This window comes from Psychromonas sp. (assembly GCF_983033635.1).
On record NZ_CEZLMY010000029.1, the window covers coordinates 1 to 20142 of the forward strand.

A 20142-nucleotide genomic window follows, 5' to 3' on the forward strand; every position below is an offset into this window, starting at 1 on the left:
GTGTCTGTGGGGTCGCATTATAGAGATAGCGATCACATTGGCAAGTGTTTTTTTAAATAAAGTTGCAGTTTATTAAAACCTTTATATTTACGTTTACAAAGTAAACAATTATTAGAGCTTTGTGATTTTTATTACCTATTCACACCAACGTTTACCTATCTTATGCGGGATCTTTAAGTGATCTAATACTCTTGCAACCATAAAATCTTGTAAATCTTCAATTGTTTTTGGCTGATGATAAAAACCTGGCGCTAAAGGCATAACTGTTACGCCAAGCTCGGACAGGGTCAGCATGTTTCGTAAATGAATAGTTGAAAAGGGAGTTTCCCTTGGCATTATGATTAATTGCCCACGTTCTTTTAAAATCACATCAGCCGATCTTTCAATTAAGTTATTTGATACCCCCTGTGCAATTGAGGCTAATGTGCCACAACTACATGGGCAAATAATCATTTTATCCGGTGCAGATGAACCAGAAGCAACAGGTGAAAACCAATCTTTAGCAGTCAGTGCAATTATTTGCTGTTCTTTGCTTTGATACTTGTTTTGTAAATAAGTATTTAAATCATTTACATCTTCAGGCCAGTCTTCATTCTCTTCTGTTTTTAAAACGATTTTGGCAGCATCTGAAAGCAATAAGTATATTTGTATCTCGGCATCAACTAATGATTTCAGTAATCGTAAGAAATAACCACTGCCTGAAGCACCAGTTACTGCTAAAGTGATTTTATCTTTATACTCTTTGCTTTTATTCATAACTAGCCCTGCAGTCGCTCTAATAGTTTTTGATGAATATTACCAAAACCGCCATTACTCATTATTAAAATATGATCATTGGGTTGTGCTTCAGCCACTAATTTATTACATAAGTTATCAATATCATTCGAGATATCAACCGTTTTAGCTTGCTCATCAAATAGCTCCTGCATAGACCAGTTAAGATCTTCAGTTTCAAAACAATAGACGCTATCCGCTGCCGTTAATGAATTAACTAATGCTTCTTTATGGATACCTAACTTCATAGTGTTTGATCTAGGCTCTAATACTGCGATTATTTTTTCATTACCAACTTTGGCGCGTAAACCCGCTAATGTTGTTCTAATTGCTGTCGGATGATGGGCAAAGTCATCATAAACCGTAATATTATTAATTTTCCCTTTAACTTCCATACGGCGCTTAATACTTTTAAATTCGGCTAATGCTTCAATTGATATTTCAGGCGTAACTCCGACATGTCGAGCGGCCGCAATTGCAGCAAGCGCATTATCCACATTATGATCGCCCATTAATGACCAGTTTACTTGTCCCTGTTTTTCTTGATTCAAAAACACTTCAAACAAAGTTCCGTCTTCTTTTACTTTCTGACAAGACCAGTTTTCACCAAGGTATTCAACTTCACTCCAACAGCCCATATGCTTAACAGCCATTAACGCTTCATCCTTATTGGGAATAATTATCCGACCTGTTGCTGGAACTGTTCTTACCAGGTGATGGAACTGCTTTTTAATCGCATTAAGATCTTCAAAAATATCAGCGTGATCAAACTCGAGGTTGTTAAGTACTAAAGTTCGCGGATGGTAATGCACGAACTTAGAACGCTTATCAAAAAAAGCACTATCGTATTCATCTGCTTCGATAACAAAAAATGGCGTTTCACCTAATCTTGCTGACAAACCAAAATTTTCAGGAACACCACCAATTAAAAAACCAGGCTTCATATTCGCGTATTCTAGAATCCAAGCCAGCATACTTGCTGTTGATGTTTTACCATGTGTGCCGGCAACCGCTAAAACCCAGCGATCTTTTAATATATGCTCTAATAACCATTGTGGACCGGAAATGTAAGGTATTTGTTTATCTAAAACAGCTTCTACGCAAGGGTTACCTCGGCTCATTGCATTGCCTATCACCACAAGATCGGGTTTTGAATCTAACTGGCTTGGATCAAAACCTTGTATCAGTTCGATGCCCTGATCGCATAATTGTGTACTCATCGGAGGATAAACATTTTTATCACTTCCGGTAACTTTATAACCCAGAGACTTGGCGAGAATAGCGACGCCCCCCATAAAGGTGCCACAGATGCCGAGAATATGAATATGCATAAAAACCTCAAAACAGAATAATAGAAAGTAAAGTAATACCCAAGCTACCTGAAGATGCAAGAATCAGCAAGTCGGGAGGTGACCCTATTCAATGCATGAAGTTGAAGATCTAGTCATTCTAAATCAATACTTCATAACGCTGAAGAGGGTTTCCTCCCACCTTGCCCTTTAGGAGGAACACTCAAAAGTCAGCTCTGCGTTACAACATTTGAAAAGGGAATAACCATTCAAGGTGTTAAATGCTTGCATTTACACCTACCGATAGAGGATTAACGAAGTTAATCGCTCGAAAGGTCTTCATGTTGTGCCTGGATCAGACATCCGAGAGTTCCTCTGAATCTGCATCTTCAGGTAGTTTGGGTATATACCTGATTATTAAATTATCACCAATAAAAAAGGCGAGCCCCTTTATGGAGCTCGCCTTTTGTTAATAATTAAGCAGATGTTTAAGCTATTATGCTTCAAATGCTTCCTGCAGGAACGGAATAATTTGTTTCTTACGGCTAACAACACCTGGTAATTCAAATGCATGCTCAACCACAGTGCTATTTAATGCAGCTGCCACTTTCTCTGCATCTTTACTTACGATTAATGCAGTTGTATCCAATTTATTGATATCAGTTAATAATACAATTGTTGAGTGGTAATCGTTTTCAGCTTGTAATTGGCCCATTTCCGCTAACATATCTGTCTTTTTCTCAAATGCCGTTTCTAATGAGGTTAACTCTAACTGACCAATTGCTAATTTCTCACCCGCCATCTCAAATACTTTTTGATCACGTAGGATTAACTCAGCAGCAGGTACATGTTTGATATCTGATTTTGCATCAAACTGTGCGTTTGCGAATGCTTTTATATCTGTGACGCCGGCGATTTCGGCTAGTTCTTTAACAGCCACTTTATCAATGTCCGTTGTTGTTGGACCTTGGAAGTTAACCGTATCAGAAATGATTGCGCCCATCATTAGTTTTGCAATAGCAGCATCAGGTGCTTGATTGTGGAATTTATACATGTTGTAAACAATCGTTGCGCTACAGCCTACAGGCCAAATCCAACATTCAAGTGGTTCAGATGTGGTGATATCACCTAGTTTATGATGGTCGACAATACCGCGGATTTTTGCTTGTTTCATATCAGCAGTACCTTGATTCCAGTCAGAGTAATCAACAATGAAAATCTCTTCACCGGCAACTGATGTACGAATTTCCGGCTCAGGAAAACCAGCTTGTTCAAGCAGGTACATAGCTTCTGGGTTTGGCTCACCTTGTAGTGCTGGAGTTGCTTCTTTACCTAGTTTATTGAATAAACTTGCAAGAGCAATAGCCGAACATACGCTGTCACAATCTGGGTTTTGGTGTCCTAGTACAATCATTTTTATTTCCAATTTGCTGTTGATTAATTGCAGGCAGAATAACCGATTTAATTAAAATAATTAAGTGTAAAAAGAAATTATTCGCTTTTGTCGGCTAGTTTTGTTACTTCTTGGTCAGAAAGCTGACGATATTGCATTCTATCAAGCGTTTCGTAACCTTTATAATAGCGTCCATCAGCACAGGTATATATCAGGTAGTGATTTCTTAATAAACCGCATCCTGGAGATAAACGGTATGACCATGCTTGATTGGCGTGATTACGTTCATCTTCTCGACGTTTGTATTCCTCTGCCCTTTCGCGTTTTTGATCAAACAGATCATTACGAATAACTGAGTCGCTTTTTTCGATAGTTACCTTTCCCGCACCCGCAGAAAAAGATAACACAATTGATAGGCTGATTAATATCCGCAGTAACATAAAACTCTCTCCAAAATATTAGAGAGCTTTTACCTCAAAATAGGGGTTCAATAAACTCTCCTGTTGATTATAGCGTAAAGCTTGACCATCTAATTTACAAACAATTGCTCCTGCTTTTTCAGCAACACAATGACCCGCTCCCGTATCCCACTCCATAGTTGGACCTAAACGCGGATATATATCAGCCAAACCTTCGGCTATTAAACAGAACTTTAATGAACTACCAACCGAGACCATCTCATAATCACCTAATTTTTCAAGGTAACTAGCCAGATCTGAACTTGGATGTGAACGACTGCCAACGACTTTTAAAGTTTCTCCAGGTTTTACCACTTGCAGACGAACATTGGCTTTTTCAGCCGTGGTTAAATAAGAATATTGTTTATCAGTAAAATATAACTTATCTAATACCGGTGCGTAGACAACAGCTAAAACCGGTTTACCCTCTTCAATCAAGGCAATATTAACCGTGAACTCACCATTTTTATTGATAAATTCTTTGGTACCATCAAGCGGATCCACTAACCAAAACTGACGCCAAGTTTGACGCACCGACCAGTCGATATTGGCATCTTCTTCGGATAAGACCGGTATTTCAGGGGTTAGTTCAGCTAAACCAGCTGCGATAATTTGATGGGCGGCCAAATCAGCTTCGGTTAATGGTGATGAATCAGATTTAATCTGCACGTCAAAGTCACGCTGATAAATCTGTAAAATTTTCTCACCGGCAATGCGCGCAATTTTACAAATTCCCTCAACCACAGACTGTTCATCAAAAGCAATAATCTCTGTTTTAGACATAACCATTCTCTCTTAAGTAATTAACAATGATATCGACAGCTTCTGATAAAGGTTGTTCGCCATTTTCGACACGAATTTCAGCAGACTCAGGCACTTCATAAACACTATCAATACCAGTAAAGTTTTTGATTTCACCAGCTCGCGCCTTTTTGTATAAACCTTTTGGATCGCGTTTTTCACAAATCGCCAGTGGCGTATCCACAAATACTTCGATAAATTCAGTTTCCGGTAATAACAAACGTACTTGCTCACGATCTTCACGGTGTGGGGAGATAAATGCAGTTAAAACAATCAAACCTGCATCAGCCATTAATTTAGCAACTTCTCCAATGCGGCGAATATTTTCTTTACGATCATCATCACTGAAGGTTAAGCCTTTACATAAGCCCATACGCACATTGTCACCATCGAGCAGATAGGTATGCGAACCGATCTCAAATAGTGCCTGCTCGACAGCACCGGCAACTGTTGATTTACCAGAACCACTTAAACCTGTGAACCACAATACACAAGGTTTCTGTTTTTTCTGTTCACTGCGCTGACTTTTGTCAACTGCATGCTGGTGCCAAACAATATGTTCGTTGTTTGTTATAATTGGACTATTAGCTGACATAGAAATACTCTTAAATTATTAAATTTCAAAAACTAAAAACTAAAAAGGAAACAGTTGCGGAATAGTAAACAATACAACCGCGGAATACAGAATAGACATTGGGATGCCCATCTTTAGGTAATCTTTAAACTCATAATCACCTGCACTGTAAACCATTAAATTTGTTTGGTAACCATATGGAGAGATAAAGCTGGCACTAGAGCCAAAAATCACCGCCATAATAAATGGCATAACACTGACGTCATAAGCAACAGCCAAACTGTATGCAATTGGAAATGCTAACGCGGCAGCTGCATTATTGGTTATTAACTCAGTTAAGATCAGCGTCACCAGGTAGATTGCAATAAAGGCCCCTAACACACCAAATCCATTTAAGTGTAACTGTAAAAAACGCCCAAGCGTATCGGCGAGCCCCGTACTGGTCATAAGATGTGCTAATGAAAGCGCCGCACCAACAATCGCCCAAATTTCTAACGGAAAACGGCGACGTACCTCATTCCAGCTTAATGCCCCCATTAATAAAGAGACGACCAGTAAAACTAATAATCCTTTAAACAGTGGCACTAGATTAAAAACAGATAATAATACAACGGCCAAAAATCCGAATATAACACCACAACTGCGCTTAATATCAAGTCGAGTACTGGCATCTACACCACTTATCAATACAAAATTTCGTGTTAGATTTTTATTCTGCTCAAAAGTTTTACCGGGCGCGAGTAATAAAGTATCACCTTCGCGCAATTCAACTTTACCAAGCCCACCTTCAAGGGGTGTATGGCCTCGACGAATCGCCACCACAACAGCATCAAAATTTTCACGAAAGTGACATTCTTTAAGTGTTTTCCCGGTAATACTTGCTGACGGGCTAACAATCACTTCCACTAAATTTTGCCCGGTTAATTGGTGCTCAGCAAATAGCTCTAAGCCCTGTATATCTTGTAACACCCCCACGCTATCAACATCACCACAAAACAGTAAGCGGTCTTTTTCTTGGATAATCTCATCGGGTGAAACAGGGCATATCTTTTCACCTTTACGCACTATTTCAGCTAAATACAACTGTTGTAAATTACGCAGATTATTATCAGCAACACTACGCCCTATCAAAGGAGAAACAGTATTTACTTTTGCTTCTAAAAAATAACTGGCCTGATCGTTATTATTATGCAAACGATCCGGTAATAGATGGCTAAAAGTAAGTAAAACAACTACTCCAACTGCAAGACCTGCCAATCCAACTAACGAAAACTCAAAGAAACCAAGGCTGGGTAGCCCTTTCTCCACGACGAAACTGTTTACAATCAGATTGGTTGAGGTGCCTACCAGCGTTAATGTTCCACCACAAATTGCAGCATATGAAAGCGGGATCAACAGTTTAGATGGTGCATGTTGATTATTGCGCTTTACAGCACTAATAAGCGATGCAACCACGGCAGTATTGTTCATAAAGGAAGAGAGAAAAGCCGTTGATAAACTAAGTTTTAAAATAACCTGGCTATAACTGCCTTTAGAAAAAGAGTGACTAATTAGTGCAATTAAGCGTGTTTTTTCTAAAGCACCGGAGATCATCATTAAAAGGACTAAGATTAACAATGATTCATTGGCAAAATTGCTCATCAATTCAGGAACTTCTATTAAACCACCGAGATAACAGATTAACAACGCACCAACAAAAAGTAGTGCCGGCTTTATTTTAGTGGTGATTAACAGCACCACTAAAGCAAGTAAAATTGTTAAAACGAATCCCTGAACCGATGTCATGATTCTTCGCCTATTTCTTAGCTAACTGGTTAAGATCAAGCGCTTGCCAATGTGGGAAGTGCTGACGAACAAGCTGATTAAAGGCTAACTCAAATTCACTGTATTGATGTTTAACTTCAATTTCAGCCAAACTGTCAGTAATCATACCGGCGCCAATCGTCACGTTAGTGATGCGGTCAATAATGATAAAGCTGCCCGTTGAAACTACATCCTGGTATAGATCAAAGACGACTTTCTCTGTTAACTGCACTTCACAAGAAGCTATTTCATTTAATCCAATAGAATCCGCAGATGATTTTTCTAAGGTATTAACATCCACTTTAAAATCAATTGCTTCAATTGAACCTGTAGTCTTTTTTGTAGCAACTTTAATATCGTATTGCTGACCTGGCTTTAAAGCATCTTCACTCATCCAGACAATGTTTGCTTTAAAACGATTGCTTAAGTTAGCAAGTTGATCTGACGCGACTAAAACATCACCACGGCTGACATCAATCTCATCATTTAAGGTCAAGGTAATCGCCTGATCAGCAAATGCGCTTTCTAGTTCACCATCAAAGGTGACTAATGATTTAACCGTTGAGCTTTTGCCTGATGGTAATGAGGTAACGGAATCACCCACTTTGACTGTGCCGGCTGCAATTGTGCCGCTAAATCCACGAAAATCTAAGTTTGGACGATTTACATACTGCACTGGTAAACGAAATGCTTTTTTACGGTTAGTAGCTTTGATGGGTGCATTTTCTAATATTGATAATAGCGCCCCCCCTGTGTACCAAGGTGTGGCAGCACTTTCGTTGACCACATTGTCACCGTTCAAGGCAGATAAAGGAACAAAGTCGATTAAGCGATCATTCGCGCCATTTTCCAGACCTTGTGCGAATTCCAGATAGCTTGCTTTTATCTCTTCATAACGCGCTTGCGAGAAATCAACCAAATCCATTTTATTTACTGCAACAACAAAGTGCTTAATACCTAATAACGAAGCAATGAAGCTATGGCGTTTGGTTTGTGTTAATACACCGTAACGCGCATCGATTAAGATAACGGCTAACTGACAAGTTGATGCTCCCGTTGCCATATTGCGAGTGTATTGCTCATGCCCTGGTGTATCTGCAATAATAAACTTACGTTTTTCCGTTGAGAAATAACGGTAGGCAACATCAATGGTAATGCCCTGTTCACGCTCAGCGGCCAGGCCATCCACTAACAGTGCTAAATCAATTTGATTACCTGTCGTGCCGACTTTTTGGCTGTCAGAATGTAGCGTTGCTAATTGGTCTTCATAAATCTGGTGAGAATCATGTAATAAACGGCCGATTAATGTACTTTTACCATCATCCACACTTCCGCAAGTTAATAAACGCAATAAGCTTTTATGTTGCTGCTCTGAAAGGTAGTTTTCTATACCTTTCTCTTTTAGTTCTGATGCAATACTTGAATTCATTTTATCTACCTTAAAAAATAAGAGTGTTCACTTAACCTAAATACGTGCCTAGAAATAGCCTTCACGTTTTTTAAGCTCCATGGAAGCGGCCTGATCCGAATCGATTAATCGCCCTTCGCGTTCACTGGTTGTAGCAATCAACATCTCCTCAATAATTTCCGGTAATGTTTCAGCATCAGAGTTGATTGCACCCGTTAACGGATAACAGCCTAATGTTCTAAAACGAACCTTCTCCTGCTTAATCTCTTCGCCCTCCTGCAATTCAAAACGATCATCATCAACCATGATTTTCACCCCATCACGTTCAACAACTGGGCGCTCTTTTGCAAAATAAAGGGGTACGATTTCAATACTTTCTTGGTAGATGTACTGCCAGATATCCAGTTCAGTCCAGTTTGAAAGCGGGAAAACACGGATGCTTTCACCTTGATTTACTTGACCGTTGTAAGTATTCCATAACTCTGGACGTTGACTTTTCGGTTCCCAACGGTGATTTTTATCGCGGAATGAATAAACACGCTCTTTAGCACGAGATTTCTCTTCGTCACGACGAGCACCACCAAAGGCCGCATCAAATTTCCATTTATCTAATGCTTGTTTTAAACCTTGGGTTTTCATAATGTCGGTATGTGTTGAACTGCCGTGTACAAACGGATTGATATTCATTGCCAACCCATCTGGATTTTTATGCACCAGTAGCTCAAAACCGTATTTTTCAGCCATATAATCACGAAATGCAATCATCTCTTTGAATTTCCAGTCAGTATCAACATGCATTAATGGAAAAGGAATTTTACCGGGGTAAAAAGCTTTACGCGCAAGGTGTAACATCACAGCAGAGTCTTTACCTACTGAGTACATCATTACCGGGTTATCAAATTCGGCCGCAACTTCGCGGATGATATGAATACTTTCAGCTTCTAACTGTTGTAGGTGAGTTAACCTTTCTGAGCTCATTTTTTTCTCCATTAAGCAATCTGCTTTATCAATGGGAAAACTATAGAGGTCTGGTTATCACAATAGAAATACTTAAAAGAGATTTTTTATAAAGAAAAGGAATAACAAAAAGATAACATTGATGCACTACGGGGGCTAGGCAAGCAAATTGATGAGTTTTGAAAGGGGTTCAAAACTCATTTATTGGAAAATTTAGCTTTTATTTTGTGGCATGGCCTGCTTGACATAAACATCAAAACGATTTTTCTTGGTTTTAATACTCATACTCGGTTTTTTACCATTTAAAAACGGCGCATAATCAGGCCGTTTAACCACCACACGATAACGCGCTGCATTTAATGCGACTTCCAATAAATCATCGGCATCTAAATCAGCGCCAACAACACCTTGGAAAACACGCATCTCTTTTTTAACTAATGCCGATTTCTTTTTATGCGGAAACATAGGATCAAGGTACACGACATCCGTTTGATGATCTTTAAGATATTCATAACCGGATCCAAAATGCAGTTGCATGCGTTGCTGCATCCACTCTCCGATTTCAAAATCCAAGTATGCACGCTCTAAACCATCTTCAAGCAGAGCAGCTGCCACAGGGGAACGCTCAACCATAGTGACATTACAACCTAATGACGCTAATACAAATGAATCACGTCCCAGCCCGGCAGTAGCATCAATAACATCAAGGTGAACACCCGCTTTTAAACCGATCGCTTTAGCAATCGCCTGCCCTTTACCGCCACCAAATTTACGCCTATGCGCGACCGCACCGGAAGCAAAATCAACAAATACCAATCCCTGTTTGGGATCATCGACTTGCTCAAGCGCTAAATATTCGGGTAAAAGGTGTAATTGAAAGTTATCACTGTGAGTGCTTAAAAAGCCCCACTTTTCACGCAATATTTTAGCTTTATCGCGCAAAACACTCTCATTACAAATTAAAGGAATATCCATTACAGTGCATTCTCTGTTATACCAATTCCGTTAATTAGATGATCTATTTAGGCGTAGGAAAAATGGGTGAAGCAAGGCATTGATTGCAATAAATAGTTGTTCTAATTGCAAAATCAATTACGAAGCTAGCATTCATTTTAACAAGCATAAATGAATAGTAAATTATCGGATTTAGTATTATTTATTTACAAATAAAAAAGCCAGTCAATTGACTGGCTTTTTCGTGACAAGCTGATCTTTATAAGGGGGTTACGATATATAACAGATCACCGCTAGATACTTGTTGACCGTTCGCGTTGATAATTCGCTCAACACGGAATTTAGTATCAGCATCATATAAAACCGCATCCTGACGGTTAAAGCTTGCTAATGTCACAGGCGAGAACATTTTCATCGCTTCCATCAAACCCACTGTTTGATCGATAGTAACAATATCTCCTTCATGGACAAAATCAGGCTCTGCAGGCGAAGAAGCCCGGTAGAAAATACCCGCACTTTGGGCAATAACTTTCAGCTCATTACTACCGTCAACTTGAATTGATACTTCACTGCTACCTAATGAAGCGGATGCTTCCATCTCATCAATCATCACTTGCTGATCAAGTTCAGCCATGAATTTCGGCAGATAAGTTGTATCGTAAACGCCATTTAAGAAGGTCTCATCTTTTAAGATTCGTTGTAACAAAGGAATATTTGTTGCGATTCCCTTAATAACCACATTATCCAAGAATTTCAGTAACTTTTTAACGGTATCATTACGATCTTTACCATGACAGATAAACTGTGCCACTAGGCTGTCGTAATAAGGAGAAACCTCTTTACCCTCAGCAATCATCGACATCACTTCAACATCGTCTTGCTGTGGAATAACACATTCAAGCACTTTACCCGGATGAGGTACTAACTGCATAATGCCATTATTATCAATTGCAGCTTTCTCTGCAGTTACACGCACTTCAATTGCATAACCTTTTTTCTGAGGTTTCAGATCAGCAATGCTCTTACCTGATGCAATATCATATTGCGCACTAACAATATCAATACATGATGTTGCTTCAGTAACAGGATGCTCTACCTGTAAACGCGTATTCATCTCCATGAAGTAAATAGCATCTTCATCCAGGTCATAAATAAACTCAACCGTACCCGCGCCCATATAATCAACCGCATCAGCGAGTGCTGCTGTGTGTTGCAATGCCAACGCTTCCAACTTAGCAGGCAGCATAGTTGACTCTGACTCTTCAACCACTTTTTGGTTGTTACGTTGTACAGAACAGTCGCGAATACCTAGCACTTTGGTATTACAGTGTTTATCACGTAATAGCTGCACTTCGATATGACGTAATGAAGTGATGTATTTCTCCAGATATAGATCACCATTACCAAAGGCACTACGCGCTTCAGCTGAAACCTGGCTAAAGCCGGCAAACATATCTTCAGCTTTTTCAATAACCAAGATACCTTTACCACCACCGCCGTTTACCGCTTTAAGCAGTACCGGGTAACCCATACCATTAGCAATATCAAGCGCTTGTTCTGCACCAGTCAAAATACCATGACTACCGGGTACAACAGGAACACCATTATCTTGTGCGGTTTTAATTGCGTTAGATTTATTACCCATGGTTAGCATGCTAGTCATACTTGGACCGACAAAATTGATATTGTGACTAACACAAAGATCGGCAAAGTGCGGGCTTTCAGATAAGAAACCGATACCAGGATGGAGCGCATCAACTTCTTCATATTCTGCAACTTTTAATACAGAGCCGGCATTTAGGTAACTTTCATCTGATGTATTACCACCTAAACAAACCAGTTTATCGCCTTCGCCAAGCATATCTGCAGGTACTGATGTCATATCCGGATCAGATGCAACCAGTACAACATTAATATTGTTATCTTGTGCTTTACGGATTAATTTAACCGCAGTACAACCTCGAGCATGGACTAACACTTTTTTCACTGGTGTCATCAATTCACGCGGATCCGCTTTCGAGAAAGCATCTTTGTTAATATCACAAACAGGTACAAAACCTGTTAGTGCACGTTGAATTGTCTCTTCAATAGTAATTACCGGCATCGGCATGTTTTCATCAATTTCGCGTAATTTATCGTTAAGATCATCTGAAAACGGGTTAATCACTAAACCATCCATTGCTCCAGACACGCGAGACAGATAATTTGATAATGTTGAAGTTGACGGTAAATATGCAGGTACAACCATTTGCCCGGCAAACGGCATATTTGTACCCGATAAGTAATAAGTTTGCACCATTGGATGAGTTACAAAACTCGCTTGTGCACCACCAGTACAATCGCCGTAACCAAACATAATAACAGGCAGGTCGTTATCACGAATGAAACGTGTAATACGATCATTAACCACCGCCATTGAGAATAGAGCAGCAGCCCCCTCTTTGGTTTGCATACCACCCGAGCTGACAAATGCCACAACAGGTAAATGTTGTTCAGCACATTTCACTAACAAGGCACAGAATTTCTCTGCACTTGCCATATCAAAGGCGCCTGCTTGGAATGATAAGTTAGAAACAGCCACACCAACACGCTGCATCTCACCGCTTTCTAATTTAAAATCACCAACACCTGTGACTAAGCCACAAGGTTTGATCTTTTTATCAAGTGCATCTTCAACAGATAAACGGAAACCAGGGAACTCAAGTAAGTTAGCTGTCATCAAGTCTGCTTTTGACTCTTTAAAGTCAGTAAAGAATTTATCTAAAATGGCTTGGTAAGAGTTATTCTTTTTGTTCTTTTCTGCGCGTAATACAGCCTGAATTAACAGATCTTGGTAACCCATTGTTAAACGGTTCCAGAAATCTTTACGACGACCGATACGAACAGGGTTAATTGCACCGTTATATTCTGAAGCATCTTCATGGCTGTTGTAATATGAAGGTAATATTTTTTCAAACAGGTAAGTCAGAATAACAAATAAACTTGAGTTCATTTGTGGTGCGCCAATACTCTTCCACTCTTCAACTTTTGCTAAAATTTCACCACGTTCACTTTGATCAGTAAAGTAACGTAACCAGGCATTAAAGGTCGCTTTTAATTGTTCGTAATCATCATCACTTACTTTGCTTAAAGCCCCTTTTAATGAGCTACGTACCAATGAAGAAACAGAATCTCGTGACAACTCTTTAGTTGCCATCGCTTCTTTAGCGATAGAAGCAAGATTACCCATGGTATTGTCATATAAGGCATTAAATACCAGCATATGGCGACAGTGCACAATAAAGCACTCGCGTGTTTCTTTATGGGCTACAACATCAATCGTTGTTAAATCACTCAGTTCTGGCCAGGAATCAGTAACCGGTACATTCACTTCATCTTCAAGATGAGCAATTAATGCACGGAAGTTATTTTCAGCACTGCTTTTCCAACGATTATACAAAGACCAGGTTAAATTAATCAGTAACGCACTTCTGGCATTATCATAATTTTCGAGCGGCTCTCCTAAGATCAACTTAGTAAACATATTACGCTCAACGCCTTTGTCTTCACGTTTTGCTAAGAATAATTTCCAGTTTTTATTAAGCGTATCGTCATAAATCAGTTTATCAGGGTTATTCAACCAGCTTACAAATACTTGTTTGCGATCGGCTTCAACACGCGCTTTAAGATCGCCTTCAGGAGTAGTTAGTTTTGATAAACGACCATACTCACCTTTGTGAATCGCCTTAATACGCGAACGCAAAGTAAGGTAACGCATGTAACGATAGGTTGTACCAAATGCATTATTATGCACGGTAGGATTCTTCGCTAAAAGGTGCGCATTTTCCGATGCATTTTCAACCGCTAGCAACTTGCTTGAAGGCTCTAGATAACGCGTTAAACTGCGATTGTAATGTTCCAAAATATCTGGGTATTTACGCACAAATTCAACTGAAGTTGACTCAATTGATAAAATACTTGAGATAACTGCTTTTTGCAGATTATGCTGGCGTTCATCTTGATCTACTGGAGAGTAATCAACAATACCGTCAATACAACCTGTTTCGTATAACTCTTCTGGAGATACACCCACAGACTGCGCACATTCCTGCCAAGACAAGTTATATTTACGCGCAATACTTTGCAGACCTTTAGGCTGGATAGTATTAAAGATACCGTCACGAACAGAAAGTAAAATATTTGCCGTTGCGAGTGGAATAGCACCACCAGAATAACCAACACCAACAACAATACCCACTGTAGGTACATCTACATTGGCACTTTCGGTGATCATCTGTGAAATACTATGAGCTTGGTTTTGGCTATTTGCTTCTTCGCCGGCATCAGCTCCTGGAGTATCAATTAAATACACAATAGGAAGTGATAAATCAGCAAATTTACGGATAGCTTTACTAGCGGCTAAATGATGCTCCGGCATCCATGCGCCATTGTTTGAGCTGCGCTCCTGCGCAATGATACCGATTCGACGAGTATAACCGCCAAAATCCAGCTCCATTTCTGCACTATAAAATGCACCATTTAACTGCTCTGTAACAATTTTGCCGTTAAAACCAGAGACAATATCTTTCGCACCTGGGCGCTTGTTATCTTCAGCTGGTTGTACTGTTCGCGCAATATATGCGTCGACATCTAACTTTTGAATCGTAGCTAGATTTGATTGAATGCGTTTACGCTCAATCAATCCTTCTAAACGATCTGTATTTGATGGTAATGAATTATCTGGAAATAGTGAGAAGTCTTTTGCGATATGCTCAGCATGAAGAAATAATGGATCAGCAATATGATTCGCTTCAAACTGAGAAGAAGGTTTCCCTGGCATACAATACCCTTACAAAAAAGTGATAGAAAAAATAAACGACGTAATTTACAACTTATTAACTTATGATTCCACTATTGATTATAAGAAGCTGTGAAATCATAAGGTAATAAATTGTATTTATGTGAGGTTCAAGCAATAAACTGCTTAAATCTTAAGCTACCTCTGCGATTAAGTCCAAATAAAGAAACAAAATAGCAGAGCTATGATTAATAATTAAAGTAGCGACTAATTCATATAGTTTTCCGGTAGCTCTACTTGAGCAACCCCTGTTTCAACAGCAGCACGCGCAACAGCACCCGCAACTTTTTTCAATAAACGCGGATCCATTGGTTTAGGGATAATATAACCTTTACCAAATGTTAAAGATTCAGCGCCACTGGCTCTAAGCACTGACTCAGGTACGGGCAGTCTAGCAATTTCACGAATAGCATGAACAGCAGCCACTTTCATTGCATCATTAATTTCTGTTGCACGCGCATCTAATGCGCCACGGAAAATAAACGGGAAGCAAAGCACGTTATTTACCTGATTAGGATAATCACTACGTCCGGTGGCAATAATCAGATCGTCACGGGCAGCCAGTGCTATTTCAGGTTTAATTTCAGGATCGGGATTAGAGCATGCAAAAATAATTGGATTTGCTGCCATTAACTTCACATCATCTGCCGCTAAAACATCTGGGCCGGAAACGCCAACAAATACATCTGCACCAGTAATCACATCCTGCAAGGTACGTTGATCCGTATTATTTGCAAAACGCTTTTTATACTCATTGATATCATCACGACGAGTATGGATAACACCTTTGCGATCTAACATGTAGATTTTTTCACGTAACGCACCACACTTAATCAGCAGTTCCATACAGGCAATGGCAGCCGCACCCGCCCCCATACAGACAATTTTAGCTTCTTCAATTTTCTTGCCTTGAATATCAAGGGCATTAATCATACCTGCCGCAGTAACAATCGCTGTACCGTGCTGATCATCATGGAACACAGGAATACTGCAGCGTTGTTTTAACGCTTTTTCAATTTCAAAACACTCTGGAGCTTTAATATCTTCAAGATTAATACCGCCAAAGGTATCTGCAATATTCGCAACCGTGTTAACAAACTCTTCCGGGGTGCGATGCTTAACTTCAATATCAATTGCATCCAGATTAGCAAAACGTTTGAATAACAGCGCTTTACCTTCCATTACCGGTTTTGAAGCCAACGGGCCTAAATTGCCTAAACCTAAAATTGCAGTACCATTTGTAATAACAGCAACCAGGTTACCTTTTGCAGTGTATTTATAAACATCATCAGGGTTAGCTGCTATTTCACGCACAGGTTCAGCAACACCGGGGCTATAAGCCAGTGATAAATCATCTGCGGTTTCCGCTGAAGTTGTAATTTCAACACTTATTTTACCTGGTTTCGGGAAGGCGTGATAATCAAGCGCTTGTTGGCGTAAATCTGACATTTATGAATTCCATTGTTATAAAGAGCACTAAAAAAACAAAACGTGATAATAGTCAAATTTTGAACAGATTTACAGTTTTAATTGAATTCAAGGTGATATTTGCGCGGGATGATAGAGAGTTAATTTGGGCTTACCGGCAGCGAAGATTAATTTACCCGTTAATAATAATTTATCGTGCAATAAAAAATCAATATGGTTGGCTTTAAATATCTTCAACTTAGACGGACTAATCACAACCTTTAAGTTTTTGTCTAAAAAAAATTGCAATCGATTTTTATTTTCAGTTACTTCACTGATTATACCGCTAATGTATTGATAACCTTTATCAGCTTTAGTTAGCCGAGCTGCACTTAAAGGTTTAAAATCGGACCAAACGCCTTTTTACGCAACCTGGCTCGCCTTTCTGCTTTTTGAAAACAGCGCCAAAAACGATCATTTTTACCGACAACCCAATGTTTTGCATACCCGGACTGCAATTGTAACAAAGCTAAATTACGCCCTGTTTTACTGTAAACATAGGCCAGTAATCGCCCGTATTTATCATGCTTACTTTTATCAAAAAGCAAATGCAGTTTATCACCAGCTTGTATATATCTTTCTAGTAGTGCTTTTGCCTGCAGTGCATAAGGCTCCGATTTACTTTTATTACGATGGTTAATTTCAGGGGTATTAATACCAATAAAGCGCACTAATCGTCCATTTTCTAAAGTGACAGTATCACCATCGTTAATCTGCTTTAAAGTGACCGTTTCTTCCCAACCCTCATTAGGGCAAGAAGCGGATAATGCACAAGGAAAAAAAACGGCAAAGAGGATAAATAATAAACGCACTGTCAATTCCAAAATTGAGGTGAATGCTGTTACTGTAGGCTAAAAACAAAAAAAGGCGCCAATAGGCACCTTTTAAAATCGTTTTGGTCTTTCTGTTAAAGCAATAAAGCTTATTTACAAGAAAGAGAACCGCAACGTTTTTTGCTTATCTGTATGAATAACAGCTTCGATACGACCGCCAGTATCAGCAACACGTTGAATACCAGTGTTATGTATTGTAAATCCCACATTGCCAAACGCCAAAACAAAACATGCGGGCTAAACCCTGCGCCCCAGAAACAAAAAAAGGCGCCAATAGGCACCTTTTAAAATCGTTTTGGTCTTTCTGTTAAAGCAATAAAGCTTATTTACAAGAAAGAGAACCGCAACGTTTTTTGCTTATCTGTATGAATAACAGCTTCGATACGACCGCCAGTATCAGCAACACGTTGAGCACCATTTCCTATTACAAATAACACCAGAAACAAAAAAAGGCGCCAATAGGCACCTTTTAAAATCGTTTCGTTGTTTCTATTAAATAGCCAAAGCTTATTTAGAAGAAAGAGAACCGAAACGTTTTTTGAATTTGTCGATACGACCGCCAGTATCAACAACACGTTGAGTACCAGTGTAGAATGGGTGACATGCGCCACAAATATCTAGTGTTAGGTCTTTGCCAGCTGTTGAGCCAACTTTAACTACATTACCACATGAACAAGTCGCTGTGATCTCTTTGTATTCAGGATGAATAGCATTTTTCATTTGGAAAACCTCTATTGGGCCGCGTCGCTGCTCTGTTTGAATAAATTATTTTACTCAACAAAGTACCACGCGTATTTATCATAAAATTTCAGGAGGCAAATTATATAGGAATGAACAATAAAAATACAATATAAAAACACTGTTTTTTACAAGCATTTATTTACCCTGCCATTATCATTTTTAGCGCATCATCTAATAACGATTCTGAGGTATAAATTTTATCTGTCACTCCGAAAGAGTTGGCTCTTGTCGTTTTATTTTTTAAATCACAATAGTTAAAAATAACACGGTGGATTTCTGATAGATTATCAATAACATTAATACTATTTACGCCTTTATTCATATGCTGATTTAGATATGAATAAAACAGATCAACACTATCACTTTCGGGTAACTTAACATCGGCAGCTCTATTTTTTACTTTATAAGTAATCGGAGAATAAGCGCCCTGCTCATTACTGAACCATTTATCTTTCCACCAGCCAATATCTTTCCCTTGTAGTTTTTCACTTACTTTAGTGAAAGGGAAAAAATAGTATATTTCAGCATTAGACTTTTTTATATCTGCATAAGATGCCATTAATGTAGCTGCTCTAAGGCTACTTTCATGCTCTATATAATGAGCATATTTATCCGCTTTTCCTGTAAAAGCATTTAATAGCTGAAAGTGTATATAAGCCAATTTATCAGGATATATTAAATTACATTTTGTTATCGGCTTTAACTCACCGACCAACAACTGTTCAAAATGTTTCCTTTTCATATTTTGCTGATACCTGTTAATTAACGCATTTTCAATATTATCAACGTTTGGCACCGCTATTACTGTATTTTCCAGTGAGCAATAAATATCCTTATTATTCAAGTCCTGACTGGTTAAGTTATTGTTTTGCAGAAGTATATATCCACTATCAACTTCTGCTGTAATTAAAATATATAAACCTCGGTTATGATCAAGATGAAGCACCTTGCCTTGTGTATGCATGGCTAAATATTTTCTTTCCATTACATTTTCTTCATTCAGACGACTGAAATTAGAAAGAATAAGAGCAAGTTTATTTAGGTAAAAATAATATAACCTTGCTGAAAGTCCGGTGCTTTTAATCGACTCTCTCATATCTTTGTGAGAAACAATAGTAGAAAGAACTAATTTAAGGGCATTAATATTTTTAAAATTTTGCAGCGTAAAAATAGAATGACATTGACTGCATTTCTTTCTTTGCGTCCCTGCTGATGTAAAACCATTCAGCTTTGAATCAGTTCTTTCAGTGATAAAAAAATATTTATAACATTTAGGGCACCCTGTTAATTTCCGGCCAAATTGATATTCAAATTTTTCTTTTAACACATTATTAACTAAAAGATTATTTATCCAGGGAGGGTTGCTGCCACACGCTCTGCACTCTATTGACAAGTAGCCTAATCGTCGACTTTTGTAAATATAGTCGGGACTATTAGCCACCCCAAAGCTCTTGCAACCAACTGTTTTGCAGCAATTAAAATCATTTTTGAATTTAATCATCATTTTTCCCTAAATAGCACCGCACAAACAAACAAACAAACAAAACAACACATTTTGTTAACAACAATAAAGGCGATCATAGTAAATATTCTTCTGTAGGTCTAGATCACATCTTATATCTTGCTTAATAAATAAAATAATTTCAGTTATTCAGCTCACAAGACGCAAAATCATTACCACCTAGCCCTCATGATTTGTAACTGAGTTATTGTTTGCTTTTTTAACCCAAGTCTTTGTTAACCAACTTATTTTTTTTAATAATGAGATTAGGGACATGTTTTGAACTTAACCAAGACGATAGAGAATGTTTCTAGACTACTCTTAAAAAGTATTTTTTATTGTCAAATGTCTT

General features: G+C 38.7%; 15 protein-coding genes. All 15 read right to left on the minus strand.

The features are described from left to right. Positions 1-135 precede the first annotated feature (135 nt). The 15 genes from AC4GME_RS06180 to AC4GME_RS06250 all read right to left on the minus strand — a co-directional run bounded on the left by AC4GME_RS06180 (position 136) and on the right by AC4GME_RS06250 (position 19793). The gene (locus AC4GME_RS06180; RefSeq protein WP_490376654.1) at positions 136-756 is read right to left on the minus strand and encodes a UbiX family flavin prenyltransferase; all 621 of its coding nucleotides are present in this window, start codon (positions 754-756) and stop codon (positions 136-138) included. A gap of 2 nt (positions 757-758) precedes the next feature. Next, entirely contained in the window at positions 759-2105 is a 1347-nt protein-coding gene (gene mpl, locus AC4GME_RS06185) for a UDP-N-acetylmuramate:L-alanyl-gamma-D-glutamyl-meso-diaminopimelate ligase (RefSeq protein WP_490376653.1), read from the minus strand. A 454-nt stretch (positions 2106-2559) separates the two neighbouring features. Further along, a complete protein-coding gene (locus AC4GME_RS06190; RefSeq protein ID WP_490376652.1) occupies positions 2560-3477 on the minus strand; it encodes a manganese-dependent inorganic pyrophosphatase in 918 nt (305 codons plus the stop codon). A gap of 77 nt (positions 3478-3554) precedes the next feature. Further along, positions 3555-3896, minus strand: coding sequence for a hypothetical protein (locus tag AC4GME_RS06195; RefSeq protein WP_490379138.1), 342 nt, complete (start codon positions 3894-3896; stop codon positions 3555-3557). An 18-nt stretch (positions 3897-3914) separates the two neighbouring features. After that, complete coding sequence (cysQ, locus tag AC4GME_RS06200; protein ID WP_490376650.1) at positions 3915-4697, minus strand: 3'(2'),5'-bisphosphate nucleotidase CysQ; 783 nt, start codon at positions 4695-4697, stop codon at positions 3915-3917. Next, positions 4690-5310 carry an adenylyl-sulfate kinase gene (gene cysC, locus AC4GME_RS06205; protein ID WP_490376649.1) on the minus strand — a complete coding sequence of 207 codons (621 nt, stop codon included), beginning with the start codon at positions 5308-5310 and terminating at the stop codon, positions 4690-4692. Before cysC ends, cysQ begins: the two co-directional genes overlap by 8 nt. A 39-nt stretch (positions 5311-5349) precedes the next feature. Further along, the gene (locus AC4GME_RS06210; protein WP_490376648.1) at positions 5350-7074 is read right to left on the minus strand and encodes an SLC13 family permease; all 1725 of its coding nucleotides are present in this window, start codon (positions 7072-7074) and stop codon (positions 5350-5352) included. A gap of 10 nt (positions 7075-7084) precedes the next feature. Next, positions 7085-8521, minus strand: coding sequence for a sulfate adenylyltransferase subunit CysN (gene cysN, locus AC4GME_RS06215; protein WP_490376647.1), 1437 nt, complete (start codon positions 8519-8521; stop codon positions 7085-7087). A gap of 48 nt (positions 8522-8569) precedes the next feature. Continuing rightward, positions 8570-9478, minus strand: a complete 909-nt coding sequence (gene cysD / locus AC4GME_RS06220) for a sulfate adenylyltransferase subunit CysD (RefSeq protein ID WP_490376646.1) — start codon at positions 9476-9478, stop codon at positions 8570-8572. Between the two features lie 192 nt (positions 9479-9670). Then, positions 9671-10432, minus strand: a complete 762-nt coding sequence (locus AC4GME_RS06225; RefSeq protein ID WP_490376645.1) for a class I SAM-dependent methyltransferase — start codon at positions 10430-10432, stop codon at positions 9671-9673. Positions 10433-10670: 238 nt separating this feature from the next. Beyond that, positions 10671-15230, minus strand: coding sequence for an ATP-binding protein (locus AC4GME_RS06230; protein WP_490376644.1), 4560 nt, complete (start codon positions 15228-15230; stop codon positions 10671-10673). A 225-nt stretch (positions 15231-15455) separates the two neighbouring features. Beyond that, positions 15456-16697 (minus strand): malic enzyme-like NAD(P)-binding protein, encoded by a 1242-nt coding sequence (locus AC4GME_RS06235; protein WP_490376643.1) that lies wholly within the window; start codon positions 16695-16697, stop codon positions 15456-15458. Between the two features lie 350 nt (positions 16698-17047). Beyond that, positions 17048-17527: a thermonuclease family protein gene (locus AC4GME_RS06240; protein WP_490379139.1), complete on the minus strand. Its 480-nt coding sequence runs from the start codon at positions 17525-17527 to the stop codon at positions 17048-17050. Between the two features lie 528 nt (positions 17528-18055). Continuing rightward, the gene (gene rpmE, locus AC4GME_RS06245) at positions 18056-18268 is read right to left on the minus strand and encodes a 50S ribosomal protein L31 (protein ID WP_490378753.1); all 213 of its coding nucleotides are present in this window, start codon (positions 18266-18268) and stop codon (positions 18056-18058) included. A 160-nt stretch (positions 18269-18428) separates the two neighbouring features. Then, positions 18429-19793, minus strand: a complete 1365-nt coding sequence (locus AC4GME_RS06250; RefSeq protein ID WP_490379140.1) for a hypothetical protein — start codon at positions 19791-19793, stop codon at positions 18429-18431. Between the last annotated feature and the right edge of the window lie 349 nt (positions 19794-20142).